We start from the raw sequence: 16,637 nt of genomic DNA, 5'->3' as shown, positions 1-16,637 counted from the left end.
GTGCGCATCACACCGGAGTGGTGTCATTCAACGAAGAAGGAGCCGGCCGTGCTGGTATTACTAGGATTCGCCATGATCGCGGTATTCATGGTGCTGATCATGACGAAGAAGTTGACGCCGGTGCTGGCGCTCATCATTGTTCCCACAGTCTTCGGGCTTTTCGCCGGCGCGGGCCTCGGCATCGGCCCGATGGTCATGGACTCCATGAAATCCATGACCTCCACCGCCGCGCTGCTGATGTTCGCGATCATCTACTTCGGGCTGATGATCGACGTCGGGCTCTTTGACCCCCTGGTCCGGTTCATCCTGCGCAAGCTCGGCAACGATCCCGCCAAGGTGGTCCTGGGCACGGCCATCCTCGCGGCCGCGGTCTCCCTCGACGGCGACGGCTCCACCACCTTCATCCTCACCACCGCGGCGATGCTGCCGGTCTACCTGCGGCTGAAGATGAGCCCCGTGGTCCTGACCTGCGTGGCCGGCCTGGCCAACGGCACCATGAACATCCTGCCCTGGGGCGGCCCCACCGCCCGCGCCGCCTCCGCGCTGAAGATCGACGTCAACGATGTCTTCGTGCCCATGGTCCCGTCCCTCATCGCAGGACTCATCGTCGTGCTGGTCTTCTCCTGGCTGCTCGGCCTGCAGGAACGCAACCGCCTCCGCGCCGTCGCCCCCGAGATCTGGGGCGTCCCGGATACAGCTGCAGCCTTCGACGGCGATGCAGACGGCGCAGCCGGCGGCAGCTCGGCCGGCGGTACCGGAATCCGCGGCCGCAAGGGCCCAGGAGCCTCGCCCCTCTCGCCGGAAGGATCCTCCGTTGCAGTGCTGGAGCGCGCCGACTCCCTCGTTGACGACCGCGACTCCGCCATGGCCGACACCGCCCTGGACCCCAACCGCAAGACCCTCCGTCCCAAGCTGTTCTGGTTCAACCTCGCCCTCACGGTCGCGGTCATGGTGACGCTCGTCGCCAACGTCATTCCGCTCCCGTTCGTCTTCATGGTCGGCTCCGCCGTCGCCCTGCTGGTCAACTTTCCCAAGGTCAAGGACCAGAGCGCCCAGCTGATCGCGCACGCTCCCTCGATTGTCGCCGTCGTCAGCATGGTCATGGCCGCCTCGGTCCTGACCGGCGTCCTCAACGGCACGGGCATGGTCAAGGCCATGTCGGAATGGCTGGTCCAGATCATCCCGTCCGACATGGGCCCGCTGATGGCCGTGATCACCGGTGTCCTGAGCATCCCGATGACGTTCTTCATGAGCAACGACGCCTTCTACTTCGGCGTCCTGCCGGTGCTGAGCGAAACGGCGGCCCACTACGGCGTCAGCGCAGCCGACATGGCCCGCGCTTCCATCACCGGCCAGCCATTCCACCTCCAGAGCCCCCTGGTCCCGGCGATCCTGCTCCTGGTCTCCCTCGCCAAGGTGGACCTGGGCGACCACCACAAGAAGGTCCTGTGGCGCACGGCCGTGATCTCCCTGGTGATGCTCGGCGTCGGCGTGCTCACCGGAGCCATCGGCATCGGCTGACCAGCCCGCCCCTGCACGAAACAACGCGGGGTCACTTACCGCCCATCCCGGACCTCCGGATAGGCCGTAAGTGACCCCGCGTTGTTTGTCGTCGTCCTTCTCGGCGCCGGACAGTAACAGCAGTTCAACCCACGTAGACTGGGACGGAAAATTATCCATACCTTGCAGGGGAGATCCATGGCTGCGATCAACCGCGACGACGTCGCGCATCTCGCGCAACTCGCGCACATCGAGATGAGTGCTGAAGAGCTGGACAGGATGGCCGGCGAACTCGCCGTCATCGTGGATTCAGTGAAGTCCGTCAGTGAAGCCGCCGGTGATGACGTCCCGGCCACGTCCCACCCGATTCCGCTGACCAATGTGTTCCGCGAGGACGTCGTGGGCCACACGTTTACGGCCGAGCAATCCCTCTCCGGTGCCCCCGACGCGTACGAAGGCCGTTTCAAGGTCCCGGCAATCCTGGATGAGGACTAAGACCATGACTGAGAACAACGAACTGATCCGCCTCTCCGCCGCCGCGCTCGCCGAGAAGCTGGCCGCCCGCGAGATCACCGCCGTCGAGGTCACCCAGGCGTACCTGGACCGCATCGCCGCCGTTGACGGCAAGGTCCACGCCTTCCTGCACGTCAACGCCGACGAGGCGCTCGCCGTCGCCGCCGAAGTGGATGCGATCCGCGCCGCCGGCGGTGCCGCCGCCGAAGAGCTCCACGTCCTCGCGGGCGTCCCGATCGCCGTCAAGGACCTCATCGTCACGATCGGCCAGCCCACCACGGCCGGCTCGAAGATCCTCGAAGGCTGGCACAGCCCCTACGATGCCACCGTCGTCGAGCGCCTGCGCGCCGCCAAGATGCCGATCCTGGGCAAAACAAACCTCGACGAATTCGCCATGGGCTCCTCCACCGAGCACTCCGCGTACGGGCCCACGCACAACCCGTGGGACCTGGACCGCATCCCCGGCGGTTCCGGCGGCGGCTCCGCTGCCGCCGTCGCAGCCTTCGAAGCCCCGCTGGCCCTCGGCACGGACACCGGCGGCTCCATCCGCCAGCCCGGCGCCGTCACCGGCACGGTCGGCGTCAAGCCCACCTACGGCGGCGTCTCCCGCTACGGCGCCATCGCCATGGCCTCCTCGCTGGACCAGATCGGCCCGGTCTCGCGCACCGTCCTTGACTCGGCCCTGCTGCACCAGGTGATTGGCGGCCACGATCCGCGCGACTCCACCTCGCTGCCGGACCCGCTCGAGGACCTCGTGGCCGCGGCCCGGACCGGCAACGTCGAGGGCATGAAGATCGGCATCATCAAGGAGCTCCACGGCGAGGGCTACCAGGCCGGCGTCGAGAACCGCTTCAACGAATCGCTCGAGCTGCTCAAGGGCGCGGGCGCCGAGATCGTCGAGGTCTCCTGCCCCAACTTCAAGTACGCCCTGGGCGCCTACTACCTGATCATGCCGTCTGAGGCTTCCTCCAACCTGGCCAAGTTCGACGGCGTCCGCTACGGCCTGCGGGTCCTGCCCGAACAGGGACCGCTGACCATCGAGCGGGTCATGGGCGCCACGCGCGCCGCCGGCTTCGGCGACGAGGTGAAGCGCCGCATCATCCTGGGCACCTACGCCCTGAGCGCCGGCTACTACGACGCCTACTACGGCTCGGCCCAGAAGGTGCGCACCCTGATCCAGCGCGACTTCGACGCCGCGTTTGAAAAGGCCGACGTGCTGATTTCCCCGACGGCACCGACCACGGCGTTCAAGCTCGGCGAGAAGCTCAACGACCCGCTGGCGATGTACCTCAACGACGTCGCCACCATCCCGGCGAACATGGCAGGCGTCCCTGGACTGTCCCTGCCCGGCGGCCTGGCCGACGAGGACGGGCTGCCCGTGGGCATCCAGCTCCTGGCCCCGGCCCGCCAGGACGCCCGCCTGTACCGCGTCGGCGCGGTCCTGGAATCCCTGCTCGAGGCGCAGTGGGGCGGCCCGCTGCTGGACAAGGCCCCCTCGCTCACTGATTCTGCCGTTTCAAGCCACGGAGGCTCACACTAATGACTGACGCAACCCTCAGCTTCGAAGAGGCGATGGACAAGTACGATCCCGTCCTGGGTTTCGAGGTCCACGTGGAGCTCAACACCAAGACCAAGATGTTCTCCTCCGCGCCGAACGTCTTCGGCGACGAGCCGAACACCAACGTCAACGAGGTGGACCTTGGCATGCCCGGCGTGCTGCCGGTGGTGAACAAGACCGCGATCGAGTCCTCGATCAAGATCGGCCTGGCGCTGAACTGCAAGATCGCCGAGAAATGCCGCTTCGCCCGGAAGAACTACTTCTACCCGGACACCCCGAAGAACTTCCAGACCTCCCAGTACGACGAGCCCATCGCGTACGACGGCTACCTGGACATCGAGCTCTCCGACGGCACCGTGTTCCGCGTCGAAATTGAACGCGCGCACATGGAGGAGGACGCCGGCAAGCTGACCCACATGGGCGGCGCCACCGGCCGCATCCAGGGCGCGGACTACTCCCTGGTGGACTACAACCGCTCCGGCGTGCCGCTCGTCGAGATCGTCACCAAGCCGATCGAGGGCGCCGGCAGCCGCGCCCCCGAACTCGCCAAGGCCTACGTGGCCGCCGTCCGTGAAATCGTCAAGAACCTCGGGGTCTCGGACGCGAAGATGGAACGCGGCAACGTCCGGTGCGACGCCAACGTCTCGCTGCGCCCGCACGGCCGCGAACGCTTCGGCATCCGCTCGGAGACCAAGAACGTCAACTCGCTGCGCGCCGTCGAACACGCCGTCCGCTACGAGATCCAGCGGCACGCCGCCGTGCTGGACTCCGGCGAGCCGGTCATCCAGGAAACACGCCACTGGCACGAGGACACCCGGACCACGACGTCGGGCCGGGCCAAGTCCGACGCCGACGACTACCGCTACTTCCCGGAACCTGACCTGGTCCCGATCACCGCGTCCCGCGAATGGGTCGAGGAGCTCCGGGCCACCCTGCCCGAGCCGCCGGCCGCCCGCCGCAAGCGCCTGCAGGCCGACTGGGGCTACTCGGACCTGGAGTTCCGCGACGTGGTCAACGCCGGCGTCATGGACGAGATCGAGGAAACCATCGCCGCCGGCGCCACCGCCACCGTGGCCCGCAAATGGTGGATGGGCGAGATCGTCGGCCGCGCCAAGAACGCCGACGTCGATCCCGGCCAGCTGGGCGTCAACCCGGCCACCATCGTGGAACTGAACAAGATGGTGGAAGACGGCAAGATCAACAACAAGATGGCCTCCGAGGTCCTGGACGGCGTCCTCGCCGGCGAAGGCACCCCGGCGGAAATCGTCGAGAAGCGCGGCCTCGCCGTGGTCTCCGACGACGGCCCGCTGCTCGAAGCCATCGACGCGGCCCTCGCCGCGCAGGCCGGCGTCGCGGACAAAATCCGCGGCGGCAAGATCCAGGCGATCGGCGCGATCGTCGGCGGCGTCATGAAGGCCACCCGCGGCCAGGCCGACGCCGGCCGCGTCCGGGAGCTGATCCTGGAGCGCCTCGGCGTCGAGGGCTAGCCCCTAACCGCCCACTAAATCGGTCATGATGGTCTGCAGTGCTTCGCAGACCATCATGACCGATGTGCGTTTAAGGTTCTCCGGCCGCGCCAGGAGGTCGATCCGGCGCCGGGTGCTGATGCCCTCCAGCGGCCGCAGCACAATGTCCGGGTTCAGCACAGGCCGCGCAGTATGCCGCGGCAGCAGGCCGATCACACCGCCGGCCGCCACGAGCGCCGCCACGGTCGAGTAGTCGTTGATCCGGTGCACAATGTTCAGCTCACGGCTGGAGACCGCCGCGACGGCGGAGAGCACGTCGGCGGGGGAGTAGCCGGCGCGGCTCGTCACCCACGGTTCGCCCACGACGTCGTCCGCCGTCACCGCGCGCTGCCCTGCCAGCCGGTGCCCGGCCGGCAGCGCCACGTCCAGCGGCTCGTGGGCGAGCGGGATCACGGCGACGCGTTCCTCGGGCCAGCGCGGGCTGTGATCCATCCGGTGGGCCAGGACCAGGTCATAGCGCGCCGTCAGGGCCGGGAAGTCCTGCTGCGCGACGTCCTCGTCGGAGAGCAGGATCCGCGGCTGGCCCGGGCCGTCCAGCAGCCGGGCCAGCGGCGCGAACAACGCCTGCCCGGCACTGTGGAAACCGCTGAGCGTCACCGGCGCCACCGGTGAGCCATGGTAGGCGCCGATCGCCATCTTCGCATCCGCCATGGCGCTGACCACCGCGGCCCCGGCGTCCGCCAGCACCTGGCCGGCCTCCGTAAGCACCAGGTTCCGGCCCTCCTTGCGGGTCAGCGGCACCTCCACGGTCTTCTGCAGCGCGGCCAGTTGCTGGGACACGGCAGACGGCGTCACCAGGAGGGTTTCGGCGACGGCCTTGACGCTGCCCAGTGCTCCGAGTTCGCGCAACATCTCCAGCTGGTGGATTTCCATGCCAGCCATTCTATGCAACAGCTATTGCTAATTCGTCGATTGAGAAAAATTCGGTTGTGCTAATGCTTTCTGGTGGGTCTAATGGGGTGAGTTGACCCACACGCCCGTGCCGCACGGCGAACAGGACGCGCGGAGCAGGACACAAAAAGCACAGTTAGGAAGGCCCATGAAGGCTCTCTACAAGGCCGGCGCCCACGCAGGGTTCGAGCTCGTTGACCGTCCCGAGCCGGAGACCGGCCCCGGCGACGTCAAGATCCGCGTCATGACCACTGGCATCTGCGGCACCGACCTGCACATCCAGTCCTGGGACGCCTGGGCGCAAGGCATTATCAACGCCCCGCTGATCGCAGGCCACGAGTTCTACGGCGAGGTCGTGGAGACCGGCGAGGACGTCCTGGACGTCAAGGTGGGGGACCGGGTCTCCGGCGAAGGCCACATCGTCTGCGGCATCTGCCGCAACTGCCGCGCCGGCCGCCGGCAGATGTGCATCAACACCGTCAGCGTCGGCGTCCAGCGCGACGGCGCCTTCGCCGAGTACGTGGTGATCCCCGAGACCAACGTCTGGGTCCACCAGGACCCCTCCGTCACCCCGGAGCTCGGCGCCATCTTCGACCCCTTCGGCAACGCCGTCCACACGGCCCTGAGCTTCCCGCTGGTCGGCGAGGACGTGCTGATCACCGGCGCCGGACCCATCGGCCTGATGGCGATCGCCGTCGCCCGGCACGCGGGCGCCCGCAAGATCGCGATCACCGACGTCTCCGCGCCCCGGCTGGAACTGGCCCGCCGGCTCGGCGTCGACCTCGCGATCGATGTCTCGAAGATGCGGGTCAAGGACGCCCAGCGCGAACTCGGCATGCGCGAAGGCTTCGACATCGGCATGGAAATGTCGGGACACCCCACCGCGCTGCCTGAGATGATCGACAACATGAACCACGGCGGCCGGATCGCGATGCTGGGACTGCCCAGCCAGTCCATAGACATCAACTGGGGCAAGGTGGTCACGCACATGCTGACCATGAAGGGCATCTACGGCCGCGAAATGTTCGAGACCTGGTACGCGATGAGCGCCATGCTCTCCTCCAACCCGGTCCTGCACGCGAACATCTCGGCCGTGGTCACGGACACGCTGCCGGCCACCGACTGGGAAAAGGGTTTCGAGGTGGCCCGCGCCGGAGTCGGCGGCAAGGTGGTCCTCGACTGGACCGTTTTCTAGGTCCCTTTCCGCACCGCCCGCTTCCGGGGCCCCTGCCAGACACCGCCTTCCACGCACAGCATTTTGCCCCCGCATCCAACCAGCCGAGGAGCCAACCCATGTATTCAGCCATCAAGGACCAGCTGCAGCACGAACTCGATGAGATCCGCAGCGCCGGCCTGTTCAAGACCGAGCGGCACATCGACTCGCCGCAGGCCAACCGCATCAAGGCCGGGCAGATCGGCGAGTCCGGCGCCGAAGTGCTGAACTTCTGCGCCAACAACTACCTGGGCCTCGCCGACCACCCGGACATCATCGCCGCGGCGAAGACCGCCATGGACGAGCGCGGCTTCGGCATGGCCAGCGTCCGCTTCATCTGCGGCACCCAGGACCTGCACCTGGCACTGGAGAAGCGCGTCTCGGCGTTCCTCGGCACCGAGGACACCATCCTGTTCTCCAGCTGCTTCGACGCCAACGGCGGCGTGTTCGAGTCCCTCTTCGGCCCGGAAGACGCCGTCATCTCGGACGCCCTGAACCACGCGTCCATCATTGACGGCATCCGGCTCTGCAAGGCCCAGCGCTTCCGCTACGCCAACCAGGACATGGCGGACCTCGAATCCAAGCTGATCGAGGCCACCACGCAGGAGAACCCGGCCCGCCGCAAGATCATCGTCACGGACGGCGTCTTCTCGATGGACGGCTTCCTGGCCCCGCTCGAAGCGATCTGCGACCTCGCCGACAAGTACGATGCCCTGGTCATGGTGGACGATTCCCACGCCGTGGGCTTCATGGGAACCACGGGTGCCGGCACACCGGAACACGCCGGCGTCTCGGACCGCGTGGACATCTACACCGGCACGTTCGGCAAGGCCCTCGGCGGCGCCTCCGGCGGCTACGTCTCGGGCCGCGGCGAGGTCGTGGCGATGCTCCGCCAGAAGGCCCGCCCGTACCTGTTCTCCAACTCGCTGGCCCCGGCGATCGTCGCGGCCACGCTCAAGGCCCTGGACCTCGTGGAAAACTCCGGCGAACTGCGCGGCAAGCTCTTCGCGAACGCTGAACTCTTCCGCAACCGCATGAGCGAGGAAGGTTTCGACCTGCTCCCCGGCGAGCACGCCATTGTCCCGGTGATGTTCGGCGACGCCGTCATGGCCGCCAAGGTGGCTGACGCCATGCTCCACAACGGCGTCTTCGTCACCGCGTTCAGCTACCCGGTAGTGCCCAAGGGTGCCGCACGGATCCGCGTGCAGCTCTCCGCTGCGCACAGCTCCGACGACGTCGAGGCCTGCGTCCAGGCATTCGTCCGCAGCCGCGCGGTGGTGGCCGCAGCCTAGCCCGCCTGGTCGACAGGGCCGGGCCCCACTTTCAGGACGGGGTCCGGCCCTGCTCGTTCATCCCGGCGTCCTGCACTGGCTTGTCCGCGGGACATGCCCAGTCCCGGCAGCGAGGACTGGACTTGATGCCACTATGTCCAATGGCCACGGCCAACGACGGGCATGTCCCGGGCTGGCCGGCGGCAAAGGGGGACATGCCCAGTCGTGCGGACCAGGGAAGGGCGTGTCCCGGGCCGGCACGCGGCAACGGGGGACATGTCCAGCGATGCGGACGAAGAAGGGACATGTCCAGTGGTGCGGAACGTGGAGATGGCACGTCAGCCACCTTCGAACGATCCACTGGCGTCTTGTCGGATACTGCCGCCCGGGCGCAGGTTGGGGCAACCGCCGGATACCGGGACGTGGATCACCGGCCCCGGACAATCTGCAAGGATGGGACCATGTCAGCTCATTACGATGTCGTAATTGTCGGCGGCGGGATCGCCGGCCTGTCCCTTGCCTCCGCCTTGGCCGGGCGCTGCAGCGTGGCCCTGATCGAAGCCGAGCAGACCCTGGCGTACCACACGTCGGCCCGCTCGGCCCGGCAACTGATTCCCAGCTACGGCCCGCCGGTGGTCCAGGAGCTCACCGTCCGGACGCTCGAGCTCATCGCGGCCCAGGACACCGGACGTCCGGAACCAGTGCTCACTCCGCGCAGCTTCATGCTGATCGGCGACGACGCCACCGTCCGGGCGGAGGCAAGCGGACACATGCACCGGATCACCCACGCCGAGGCACTGGAGCTGTGCCCGGCCCTGGTCCCGGATTCGTTCAGCGCTGCCGGGCTGGACACCGGATCCTTCGCCTGCAACGCCCCCGTGCTGCTCGAGGACCACCGGCGGCTCGCCGCGGGCGGCGGCGTGGACATCATTACCGGCGCCAGGGTCCATTCGGCCCAGCGCCTGGGCACCGGCTGGGAACTGGGCGCCGGGCAGGAAGGCTTCCAGTCCGCCGTCGTGGTCAACGCCGCCGGTGCCTGGGCCGACGAGCTCGCCGTCCTCAGCGGCGTCGAGAAGCTGGGCCTGCAGCCGTACCGGCGCACCGCGGCGATCGTCGAAGTCGAGAATCCCCTTCCGGAAGCCTGCCCGATGGTGGCGGCGGCCGATGACAGCTTCTATTTCCGGCCGGACGACGGCCAGGTCCTGATCTCGCCCGCCGAACACGTGCCGAGCGGACCCGAGGACGCCCGGCCCTATCCCGGCGACGTCGAACGGGTCATCGCCCGGCTCAACGCGATCACGACGCTCGGGATCCGCAACGTCCGCACAGCCTGGACGGGGCTGCGCACGGAGGCGGCCGACGGCGTCCCGGTAGTGGGGTTCGACGCCGAGGCCACCGGATTCTTCTGGCTCGCCGGCCAGGGCGGGTACGGATTCCAGACCTCATCCGGCGTCGCGGAACTGGCCGCCGGGCTGATCCTCGCGGGCCAGGGCTCCGCCCCGGCGCGGGACGCTAGTCCGGCATCCCGGACAGCGGAGGCGCTGGCCGCGACCCGCTGGTCCATCCGGCGCTGAAGAATGGATCCATGAGTACCCTCATCACCAATATCGCCGAACTGATGACCCAGGACGCGGAACACCGCGTCCTCCGCGACGCGGCGGTGGTGATCGAGGGGGAGCGGATTTCCTGGCTCGGGCCTGCGGCCGAGGCCCCGGCGGCGGACGAACGGGTGGATGCCGGGGGCCGGGCGCTCCTGCCGGGCTGGGTCGACTCCCACACGCACCTGATCTTCGCGGGGGACCGCACGGCCGAGTTCGAGGCCCGGATGGCGGGGGAGACCTACAGCGCCGGCGGGATCGCCGTCACCACCGACGCCACCCGGAGCACGAGCGACTTCGACCTCACCCGGCTGGCGATGGGCCGCGTCGCGGAGGCGGTGTCGCAGGGCACCACCTACCTGGAGACCAAGACCGGCTACGGCCTGGACGTCGAGAACGAGGCCCGCAGCGCCCGCATCGCCTCCACCGTGGCGGACGAGGTGACCTACCTGGGGGCGCACCTCGTTCCTGCCGGGATGGACGCGGAGGAATACACGGAGCTGGTCTGCGGGCCGATGCTCACCGCCGTCCGGCCCTACGCCCGCTGGGCCGACGTCTTTTGCGAGCAGGGCGCCTTCAACGAGGACCAGTCCCGCCGGGTGCTGCTGGCCTGCAAGGCCGCCGGGCTGGGCCTGCGCGTCCACGGCAACCAGCTCGGCGAGGGCCCCGGCGTCCGGCTGGCGGTGGAAGTCGGTGCCGCCAGCGTGGACCACGTGAACTACCTGTCGGCCGGGGACGTCGATGCCCTCGCCGGCAGCTGGGCCGGCTGGGACGCCGCCGGCGGCAGCGGCACGCGGGGCACGGTTGCCACGTGCCTGCCGGCCTGCGATCTTTCCACCCGGCAGCCGCTGGCCCCCGGCCGGGAACTGCTCGACGCCGGTGTGCAGCTGGCGCTGGCCTCCAACTGCAACCCCGGCACGTCGTACACCAGCTCCATGGCGTTCTGTGTCACCACCGCCGTGCTGCAGATGCGGCTCAGCGTCCACGAGGCGGTGCGCGCCGCGACCTACGGCGGCGCGCTGGCCCTGCGCCGGGAGTCCGGGAACGACGTCGACGGCGGCCGCGCGGTGGGCTCGATCGCCGTCGGACACCGTGCGGACCTGCACCTGCTCAACGCGCCTTCCGCCACGCACCTGGCCTACCGGCCCGGCATCCCTTTGACGCACGCGGTGTGGCGCGCCGGCGTGGCGCAGCCGGTCCGCTGACGGGCCTTAGAACATCATGGGCGGTGCGTCCAGGACGGTCTCGTCCACGCGCCTCTTCTCCCACTGTGTGAAGGGCTTGTCGAGCTCGTACTTGCCGTGCGAGGTGCGCAGCAGGGTGCGGACCTCGGCGTTCTCGGGGTTGTTCAGGGACTCGAAATATTCCACCGACCAGTGGAACCAGCGCATGCAGAACAGCCGCATGGTCAATCCGTGCGTCACGAACAGCGCGTTCGGGGCATTGCCGGGCCTGGACCAGTGCCGGTACAGGGTTTCCATGAAGGAAGAAATCCTGTCATACACATCGGAACCGGACTCGCCCTCGCGGAAGCGGTAGAAGAAGTGCCCGTAGGCGTTGCGGAGCTCCTTCTGGTCCTCGATGTCGCCGGCGATCTGGAAATTGGCCCAGTCCTGTTCGCGCAGGCGCGGTTCCTCGATCACCCGCTCGACGAGCGGGCCGAGATTCAGCGCCTCGAGGGTCTGGTAGGCGCGCAGATACGGTGAGACGTAGACGCACACCGGGCGGCCGTCCAGCTGGCGCCGGACTTCCTCCCCGGCCGCGGTGGCCTGCTCCAGGCCCAGCGCGGTCAACGGGATCCGGTAGTCCGGAACACGGTTGTAGATCGAGGTGTCGGCATTGGCGGCAGACTGGCCGTGCCGGATCATGATGATTTTCCGGGGCGCACTCATAATCCCCAAGCATAGGGCTCCCAAAAGCAGGTGCCGCAGGCAAAACCCCGTTCGGCCGGCGCCACGCGGGCACCAGCAAACTATCGGCAAGTGCAGGCAAGATAGAACCATGTTGGTTCCCTCCCGCCGCCGGCTGCGGTTCGAAGTGTTGATTGTCCTGGGGTTGTCGCTGGGGCAGTCCGCGATCTACTCCCTGGTGCAGTTGCTGGACAAGATGACCACGGCGCCGCTGGCCCAGGGCACATCCACCCTGAACCGCTCACAGAGCGCACGCGAATACTTCGACCTCACCTACCAGTTGCTGGACATCATCTTCGCCCTGGTGCCGGTGGCCCTCGTGATCTATTTCCTCACCGAGCACTGGCCGGCCGGGGAGCGCGGAACCTCGGCGTTCCGAAGGATCGGTTTCGACTTCGCCCGGCCCGGCAAGGACCTCCTGCAGGGTCTCGGACTCGCCGCGCTCATCGGCATTCCGTCCCTGGGGCTCTACGCCGCCGGCCGGGCGCTGGGGATCACGACGGCGATCATCCCCAGCGCCCTGGACGCGTACTGGTGGACCGTGCCGGTGCTGGTCCTGTCCGCGATCCGGCACGCGGTGGTCGAGGAAGTGATCGTGGTCGCGTACCTGCTGGACCGGCTCGGGAAACTGGGCTGGAGCGTGCCGGCGGCCATCGCCGCCAGCGCCCTGCTCCGCGGCAGCTATCACCTGTACCAGGGGTTCGGGCCGTTCATCGGCAACGCGGTGATGGGCGTCGTCTTCGCGCTGGTCTACACGCGGACCAAACGGGTGATGCCGCTGGTGATCGCCCACGCCATCCTGGACACTGTGGCGTTCGTGGGGTTCAGCCTGTTCGGCAAGGCCGTGGGCCTGGGCTGATGGTGCTGGTTGTACTGCCGGCGCCATCGCCCGGCCTTAAATGATCTCGGCCGCCGTCTCCTAGGTGACAACGTTGGCACCTAAGAGATGGCGGCCGAAGCGTGGGGCAGGTGGAGCGTTAGATCGTGACCGCTCCGGAGGCGGTCTCGAAGGTGACAGAGAGGATGCCGGGAGTACCGTGCGGCGCGATCCAGTTCACGGCGACGTCTTCCAGCGGCTTTTCAACTGGTTCGCCCAGCCACTCCGTGACGCGCGCGGCCGAACCGGCAATGGTCAGTGCGGACATCTTGACATCGCTCGCGTAGGCGTTGGACGGGTGCAGTTCCGGGTCGCCCTCCCACTTGAGCATGTACGGCACCTGGGGGTCGGCGATGAGCCCCAGGATGCCGATCTGCTTCCAGACCAGTTCGCGGCCGTCGGGAAACTTCCGGTTGCCGTTGACGGCGGCGCGGCCGAGCCGCTCCTCGAACGGGGCCAGGTCGTCAACCTCGACGCACCAGCCCATCCAGCCGCCGCCGGCCTCGGAGCGTGCCCGGACGGCCTGGCCGAACGGGGCCTTGTCGGAGGCCGGGTGGTTCAGGACCTCCACGACTTCCAGGTACTTGTGTCCCGCGAGCGGGATAATCATGTTGCGTGTCCCGAAACGGGGGTGCACTCCACCCTTCACGGCTTCAACGCCGAGGGCAGACGCAATACGTTCAGTGGTGGCTGCCAAGCCATCGTGTTCACAGGCGTAAGAGACGTGATCCATGCGCATGCCATCATCTTGGCACTTTGTGATGGACCTCTCAGCTTAGGCTCCCCTAACCGTCATGGGACGTCCCGGGGCGCCGAACGCGGCGCCCCGATGCTCCGTCACGGCGGCCGTCTTCATCTTCGTCACAAAGCTATCCAGGGCTGCGCCGCCATTCCTACACTGAAGCCAGGTCATGAGTGCCAGCGCACAGCCCCGGCTTGCTGGCCGGCAACCCTCGTATCGCGGTGGGGTGCCCCGGGTGAAGACCTGGCCGTCCGGCGCCCGCCGGAGGGCAAGCGCGGCGCCTGTTCCGGTTCGGGCCGAAAGCCCCGGCCGGTGCTGTGCCCAGTGACTCGAGGAGCACCAATGTCCAACGCCTGGTCCTTTGAAACCCGCCAGATCCACGCCGGCCAGGAGCCGGATAGCGCCACCGGCGCGCGTGCCCTGCCCATCTACCAGACGACGTCGTTCGTGTTCCCCAGCGCCGAAAGCGCCGCGAACCGCTTCGCGCTCGCCGAGCTCGCGCCCATCTACACCCGGATCGGCAACCCGACCCAGGACGCCGTCGAACAGCGCGTCGCCAGCCTGGAAGGCGGCCTCGCGGCGCTGCTGCTCAGCTCCGGCCAGGCCGCCGAGACGTTCGCGATCCTCAATATCGCCGAGGCCGGCGACCACGTGGTGGCCAGCCCCAGCCTCTACGGCGGTACCTACAACCTGCTCGCGCACACGCTGAAGAAGTTCGGCATCTCCGTTACCTTCGTGGCAGACCCGGACAACCTGGACCAGTGGCGGGACGCCGTCCAGCCCAACACCAAGCTGTTCTTCGGCGAAGTGGTCTCCAACCCCCGCCAGGACGTGCTGGACATCGAGGGCGTCTCCGGCGTGGCGCACGAGGCCGGCGTGCCGCTGGTGGTAGACAACACGCTCTCCACCCCCTACCTGATCCGGCCGATCGAGTGGGGCGCGGACATCGTGGTGCATTCCGCCACCAAGTACCTCGGCGGGCACGGCGCCGCAATCGCCGGCGTGATCGTGGACTCCGGCAACTTCGACTTCGGGAAGGACCCGGAGCGGTTCCCCGGCTTCAACAGCCCGGACCCCACCTACAACGGCCTGGTCTACGCCCGCGACCTCGGAGCCGACGGCGCGCTGGGCGCGAACCTCTCCTACATCCTTAAGGCCCGGGTCCAGCTCCTGCGCGACCTTGGCTCCGCGGTGTCCCCGTTCAACGCCTTCCTCATCGCCCAGGGCATCGAAACGCTGAGCCTGCGCGTCGAGCGCCACGTGGCCAACGCCACGAAGGTGGCGCAATGGCTGGAGGGGCGGGACGACGTCGAATCGGTCGCCTACGCCGGGCTGCCGTCCAGCCCCTGGTACGAGCGCGGCCGCAAGTACGGGCCCAAGGGGACCGGCGCCGTCGTGGCGTTCAACATTGCCGGGGGAGCGGAGGCCGGCAAGCGGTTCGTCGACGCCCTCGAACTGCATTCGCACGTCGCGAACATCGGCGATGTCCGGTCGTTGGTGATCCATCCGGCGTCGACCACCCACAGCCAGCTCTCGCCCGAACAGCAGGTGATCGCCGGGGTGAATCCCGGGCTGGTGCGGCTTTCGGTGGGACTGGAGCACATTGACGACATCCTCGCGGACCTCGACGCCGGATTCCGCGCGGCCAAGTCCGCCTAGGCGCCCCGGCGGCCGGTCTCTCCTGGATGAGGGCGGCCGGCCGCCGGGCTGTCACATGGAAGTCACAATCTTCGTGATATCCGCACCCTCTTTCGTAGACTCGTACCAGGTCATGAGTGCCAGCGACAGCCCCGGCTTGCTGGCCGGCAACCCTCCTTTTGCGGCGGGGTGCCCCGGGTGAAGACCTGGCCTGCCGGTCAGCTGACGGCAGGCAAGCGCGAAGATAGGTCCTCACATGACGATTGCCGTCACCCGCAAGGGTGTTCCCGAAACCAAGCCATCCCGCAACCCGGACGGAACCGTCCAGTACGTCAGGATCGGTGACCTGCAGCTCGAATCAGGGAATCCGCTGCCGGATGTGGTCCTCGCCTATGAGACGTGGGGGACCCTGAACGCTGACGCCTCCAATGCCGTCCTCATTGAGCACGCCCTGACCGGCGACACGCACGTAACCCGCGGCGACAGCGGAGAGCCCGGCTGGTGGGAACAGCTCGCCGGACCCGGGGCCCCCGTGGACACGGACAAGTACTTCGTCGTTTCCATCAACATCCTCGGCGGCTGCCACGGATCCACGGGACCCTCCACACCGGCCCCCGACGGGCGGCCCTGGGGATCGCGGTTCCCGCTCGTCACCCTGCGGGACACCGCCGCCGCGGAGGCGCGGCTGGCCGACGCCCTGGGCATCGGCAGCTGGTACGCCGTGCTGGGCGGTTCCCTCGGAGGCGCGCGCGCCCTTGAATGGGCCGTCACGTTCCCCGCCCGGGTCCGGCGCTGCGCCGTGATTTCCGTCGGCGCCAGCAGCACAGCCGAACAGATTGCCTTCGCGCAGGCCCAGACCCTGGCCATCCGCCAGGACCCCCACTTCAACGGCGGAAACTACTACGGCGGCCCGGAACCCGAGGCAGGGCTCGCCCTCGCCCGCCGCATCGCGCACATCACCTACCGCTCCGCGGCCGAACTGGACGGCCGGTTTGGCCGGAACGCGCAGGAGCCCGAGGCGCCCCTGGAAGCTGGATCGCTGGCCGGACGCGGGCGCTACCAGGTGGAAAGCTACCTGGACCACCAGGGCAGCAAGCTGGTCCGGCGCTTCGACGCGAACAGCTACATCGCCATTACCGAAGCGCTCATGAGCCACGATGTCTGCCGGGGGCGCGGAAGCCTCGGAGAGGCCCTGGCCCCGGCCACCGCCGAGTTCCTGGTGGCGGCCGTGGACTCGGACCGCCTTTATTTCCCGGCCCAGTCCCGTCAACTGGCCGAAGCCCTGCCGGGCGGCCCCGACGTGCACATCATTGAAGCGCCGATCGGCCACGACGGCTTCCTGACCGAAATCGGCCAGCTCAGCAGCCAGCTGCGGGAGACCTTCTTCGGCCACTAGGCCC

At 68.2% G+C, this 16,637-nt stretch carries 14 protein-coding genes and 2 riboswitches; of the genes, 11 read left to right on the top strand and 3 right to left on the bottom strand.

Annotated features, from left to right (window positions below; genetic code table 11):
- The first annotated feature begins 48 nt into the window (after nt 1-48).
- The 4 genes from B5X90_RS07570 to gatB all read left to right on the top strand — a co-directional run bounded on the left by B5X90_RS07570 (nt 49) and on the right by gatB (nt 5,058).
- Entirely contained in the window at nt 49-1,521 is a 1,473-nt protein-coding gene (locus B5X90_RS07570) for a CitMHS family transporter (RefSeq protein ID WP_079551535.1), read from the top strand.
- A 177-nt stretch (nt 1,522-1,698) separates the two neighbouring features.
- A complete protein-coding gene (gene gatC, locus B5X90_RS07565) occupies nt 1,699-1,995 on the top strand; it encodes an Asp-tRNA(Asn)/Glu-tRNA(Gln) amidotransferase subunit GatC (protein ID WP_026537696.1) in 297 nt (98 codons plus the stop codon).
- A 4-nt stretch (nt 1,996-1,999) separates the two neighbouring features.
- A complete protein-coding gene (gene gatA / locus B5X90_RS07560) occupies nt 2,000-3,553 on the top strand; it encodes an Asp-tRNA(Asn)/Glu-tRNA(Gln) amidotransferase subunit GatA (protein ID WP_079551532.1) in 1,554 nt (517 codons plus the stop codon).
- Nucleotides 3,553-5,058, top strand: a complete 1,506-nt coding sequence (gene gatB / locus B5X90_RS07555; RefSeq protein ID WP_079551530.1) for an Asp-tRNA(Asn)/Glu-tRNA(Gln) amidotransferase subunit GatB — start codon at nt 3,553-3,555, stop codon at nt 5,056-5,058. The genes gatA and gatB overlap by 1 nt, the downstream gene beginning before the upstream one ends.
- A gap of 3 nt (nt 5,059-5,061) precedes the next feature.
- On the opposite strand, the gene B5X90_RS07550 is transcribed toward gatB, so the two are convergent.
- Complete coding sequence (locus B5X90_RS07550; RefSeq protein ID WP_079551528.1) at nt 5,062-5,970, bottom strand: LysR family transcriptional regulator; 909 nt, start codon at nt 5,968-5,970, stop codon at nt 5,062-5,064.
- Between the two features lie 166 nt (nt 5,971-6,136).
- Between B5X90_RS07550 and tdh the strand changes: the two genes are divergently transcribed.
- From tdh to B5X90_RS07530, 4 genes are all read left to right on the top strand, one after another.
- Nucleotides 6,137-7,183: an L-threonine 3-dehydrogenase gene (gene tdh / locus B5X90_RS07545; protein ID WP_026537692.1), complete on the top strand. Its 1,047-nt coding sequence runs from the start codon at nt 6,137-6,139 to the stop codon at nt 7,181-7,183.
- A 98-nt stretch (nt 7,184-7,281) separates the two neighbouring features.
- A complete protein-coding gene (locus B5X90_RS07540; RefSeq protein ID WP_079551526.1) occupies nt 7,282-8,493 on the top strand; it encodes a glycine C-acetyltransferase in 1,212 nt (403 codons plus the stop codon).
- Between the two features lie 440 nt (nt 8,494-8,933).
- A complete protein-coding gene (locus B5X90_RS07535; protein ID WP_079551524.1) occupies nt 8,934-10,046 on the top strand; it encodes an NAD(P)/FAD-dependent oxidoreductase in 1,113 nt (370 codons plus the stop codon).
- Nucleotides 10,047-10,057: 11 nt separating this feature from the next.
- Nucleotides 10,058-11,275 (top strand): imidazolonepropionase, encoded by a 1,218-nt coding sequence (locus B5X90_RS07530; protein ID WP_079551522.1) that lies wholly within the window; start codon nt 10,058-10,060, stop codon nt 11,273-11,275.
- Nucleotides 11,276-11,281: 6 nt separating this feature from the next.
- On the opposite strand, the gene B5X90_RS07525 is transcribed toward B5X90_RS07530, so the two are convergent.
- Nucleotides 11,282-11,962 carry a histidine phosphatase family protein gene (locus B5X90_RS07525; protein WP_256860108.1) on the bottom strand — a complete coding sequence of 227 codons (681 nt, stop codon included), beginning with the start codon at nt 11,960-11,962 and terminating at the stop codon, nt 11,282-11,284.
- 109 nt (nt 11,963-12,071) lie between these two features.
- Between B5X90_RS07525 and B5X90_RS07520 the strand changes: the two genes are divergently transcribed.
- Nucleotides 12,072-12,839 carry a CPBP family intramembrane glutamic endopeptidase gene (locus B5X90_RS07520; RefSeq protein WP_079551520.1) on the top strand — a complete coding sequence of 256 codons (768 nt, stop codon included), beginning with the start codon at nt 12,072-12,074 and terminating at the stop codon, nt 12,837-12,839.
- Nucleotides 12,840-12,957: 118 nt separating this feature from the next.
- Here the strand turns inward: B5X90_RS07520 and B5X90_RS07515 are convergent, their stop codons facing one another.
- Nucleotides 12,958-13,596: a VOC family protein gene (locus B5X90_RS07515; protein ID WP_026266630.1), complete on the bottom strand. Its 639-nt coding sequence runs from the start codon at nt 13,594-13,596 to the stop codon at nt 12,958-12,960.
- A 168-nt stretch (nt 13,597-13,764) separates the two neighbouring features.
- A riboswitch (SAM riboswitch) is annotated at nt 13,765-13,880 on the top strand.
- Nucleotides 13,881-13,941: 61 nt separating this feature from the next.
- Here B5X90_RS07515 and B5X90_RS07510 point away from each other — a divergent pair.
- Together B5X90_RS07510 and B5X90_RS07505 are read left to right on the top strand one after the other, a co-directional pair.
- Nucleotides 13,942-15,258: a bifunctional o-acetylhomoserine/o-acetylserine sulfhydrylase gene (locus B5X90_RS07510; RefSeq protein WP_079551517.1), complete on the top strand. Its 1,317-nt coding sequence runs from the start codon at nt 13,942-13,944 to the stop codon at nt 15,256-15,258.
- Nucleotides 15,259-15,366: 108 nt separating this feature from the next.
- Nucleotides 15,367-15,482, top strand: a riboswitch (SAM riboswitch).
- Between the two features lie 11 nt (nt 15,483-15,493).
- Entirely contained in the window at nt 15,494-16,633 is a 1,140-nt protein-coding gene (locus B5X90_RS07505; protein ID WP_079551515.1) for a homoserine O-acetyltransferase MetX, read from the top strand.
- Nucleotides 16,634-16,637: the final 4 nt, after the last annotated feature.

Origin of the sequence: Arthrobacter sp. 49Tsu3.1M3, from assembly GCF_900168135.1 — a bacterium.
Lineage (GTDB): Bacteria > Actinomycetota > Actinomycetes > Actinomycetales > Micrococcaceae > Arthrobacter.
Note: the sequence above shows the minus strand (reverse complement) of the source record. Positions and strands in the feature narration are given on the sequence as shown.

Excerpts from the sequence above, each read along its gene's own strand:
- gatC (WP_026537696.1), top strand. The coding sequence starts at position 1,699 with ATGGCTGCGATCAACCGCGACGACGTCGCGCATCTCGCGCAACTCGCG.
- gatA (WP_079551532.1), top strand. The coding sequence starts at position 2,000 with ATGACTGAGAACAACGAACTGATCCGCCTCTCCGCCGCCGCGCTCGCC.
- gatB (WP_079551530.1), top strand. The coding sequence starts at position 3,553 with ATGACTGACGCAACCCTCAGCTTCGAAGAGGCGATGGACAAGTACGAT.
- B5X90_RS07550 (WP_079551528.1), bottom strand. The coding sequence starts at position 5,970 with ATGGAAATCCACCAGCTGGAGATGTTGCGCGAACTCGGAGCACTGGGC.
- tdh (WP_026537692.1), top strand. The coding sequence starts at position 6,137 with ATGAAGGCTCTCTACAAGGCCGGCGCCCACGCAGGGTTCGAGCTCGTT.
- B5X90_RS07540 (WP_079551526.1), top strand. The coding sequence starts at position 7,282 with ATGTATTCAGCCATCAAGGACCAGCTGCAGCACGAACTCGATGAGATC.
- B5X90_RS07535 (WP_079551524.1), top strand. The coding sequence starts at position 8,934 with ATGTCAGCTCATTACGATGTCGTAATTGTCGGCGGCGGGATCGCCGGC.
- B5X90_RS07530 (WP_079551522.1), top strand. The coding sequence starts at position 10,058 with ATGAGTACCCTCATCACCAATATCGCCGAACTGATGACCCAGGACGCG.
- B5X90_RS07525 (WP_256860108.1), bottom strand. The coding sequence starts at position 11,962 with ATGAGTGCGCCCCGGAAAATCATCATGATCCGGCACGGCCAGTCTGCC.
- B5X90_RS07520 (WP_079551520.1), top strand. The coding sequence starts at position 12,072 with ATGTTGGTTCCCTCCCGCCGCCGGCTGCGGTTCGAAGTGTTGATTGTC.
- B5X90_RS07515 (WP_026266630.1), bottom strand. The coding sequence starts at position 13,596 with ATGCGCATGGATCACGTCTCTTACGCCTGTGAACACGATGGCTTGGCA.
- B5X90_RS07510 (WP_079551517.1), top strand. The coding sequence starts at position 13,942 with ATGTCCAACGCCTGGTCCTTTGAAACCCGCCAGATCCACGCCGGCCAG.
- B5X90_RS07505 (WP_079551515.1), top strand. The coding sequence starts at position 15,494 with ATGACGATTGCCGTCACCCGCAAGGGTGTTCCCGAAACCAAGCCATCC.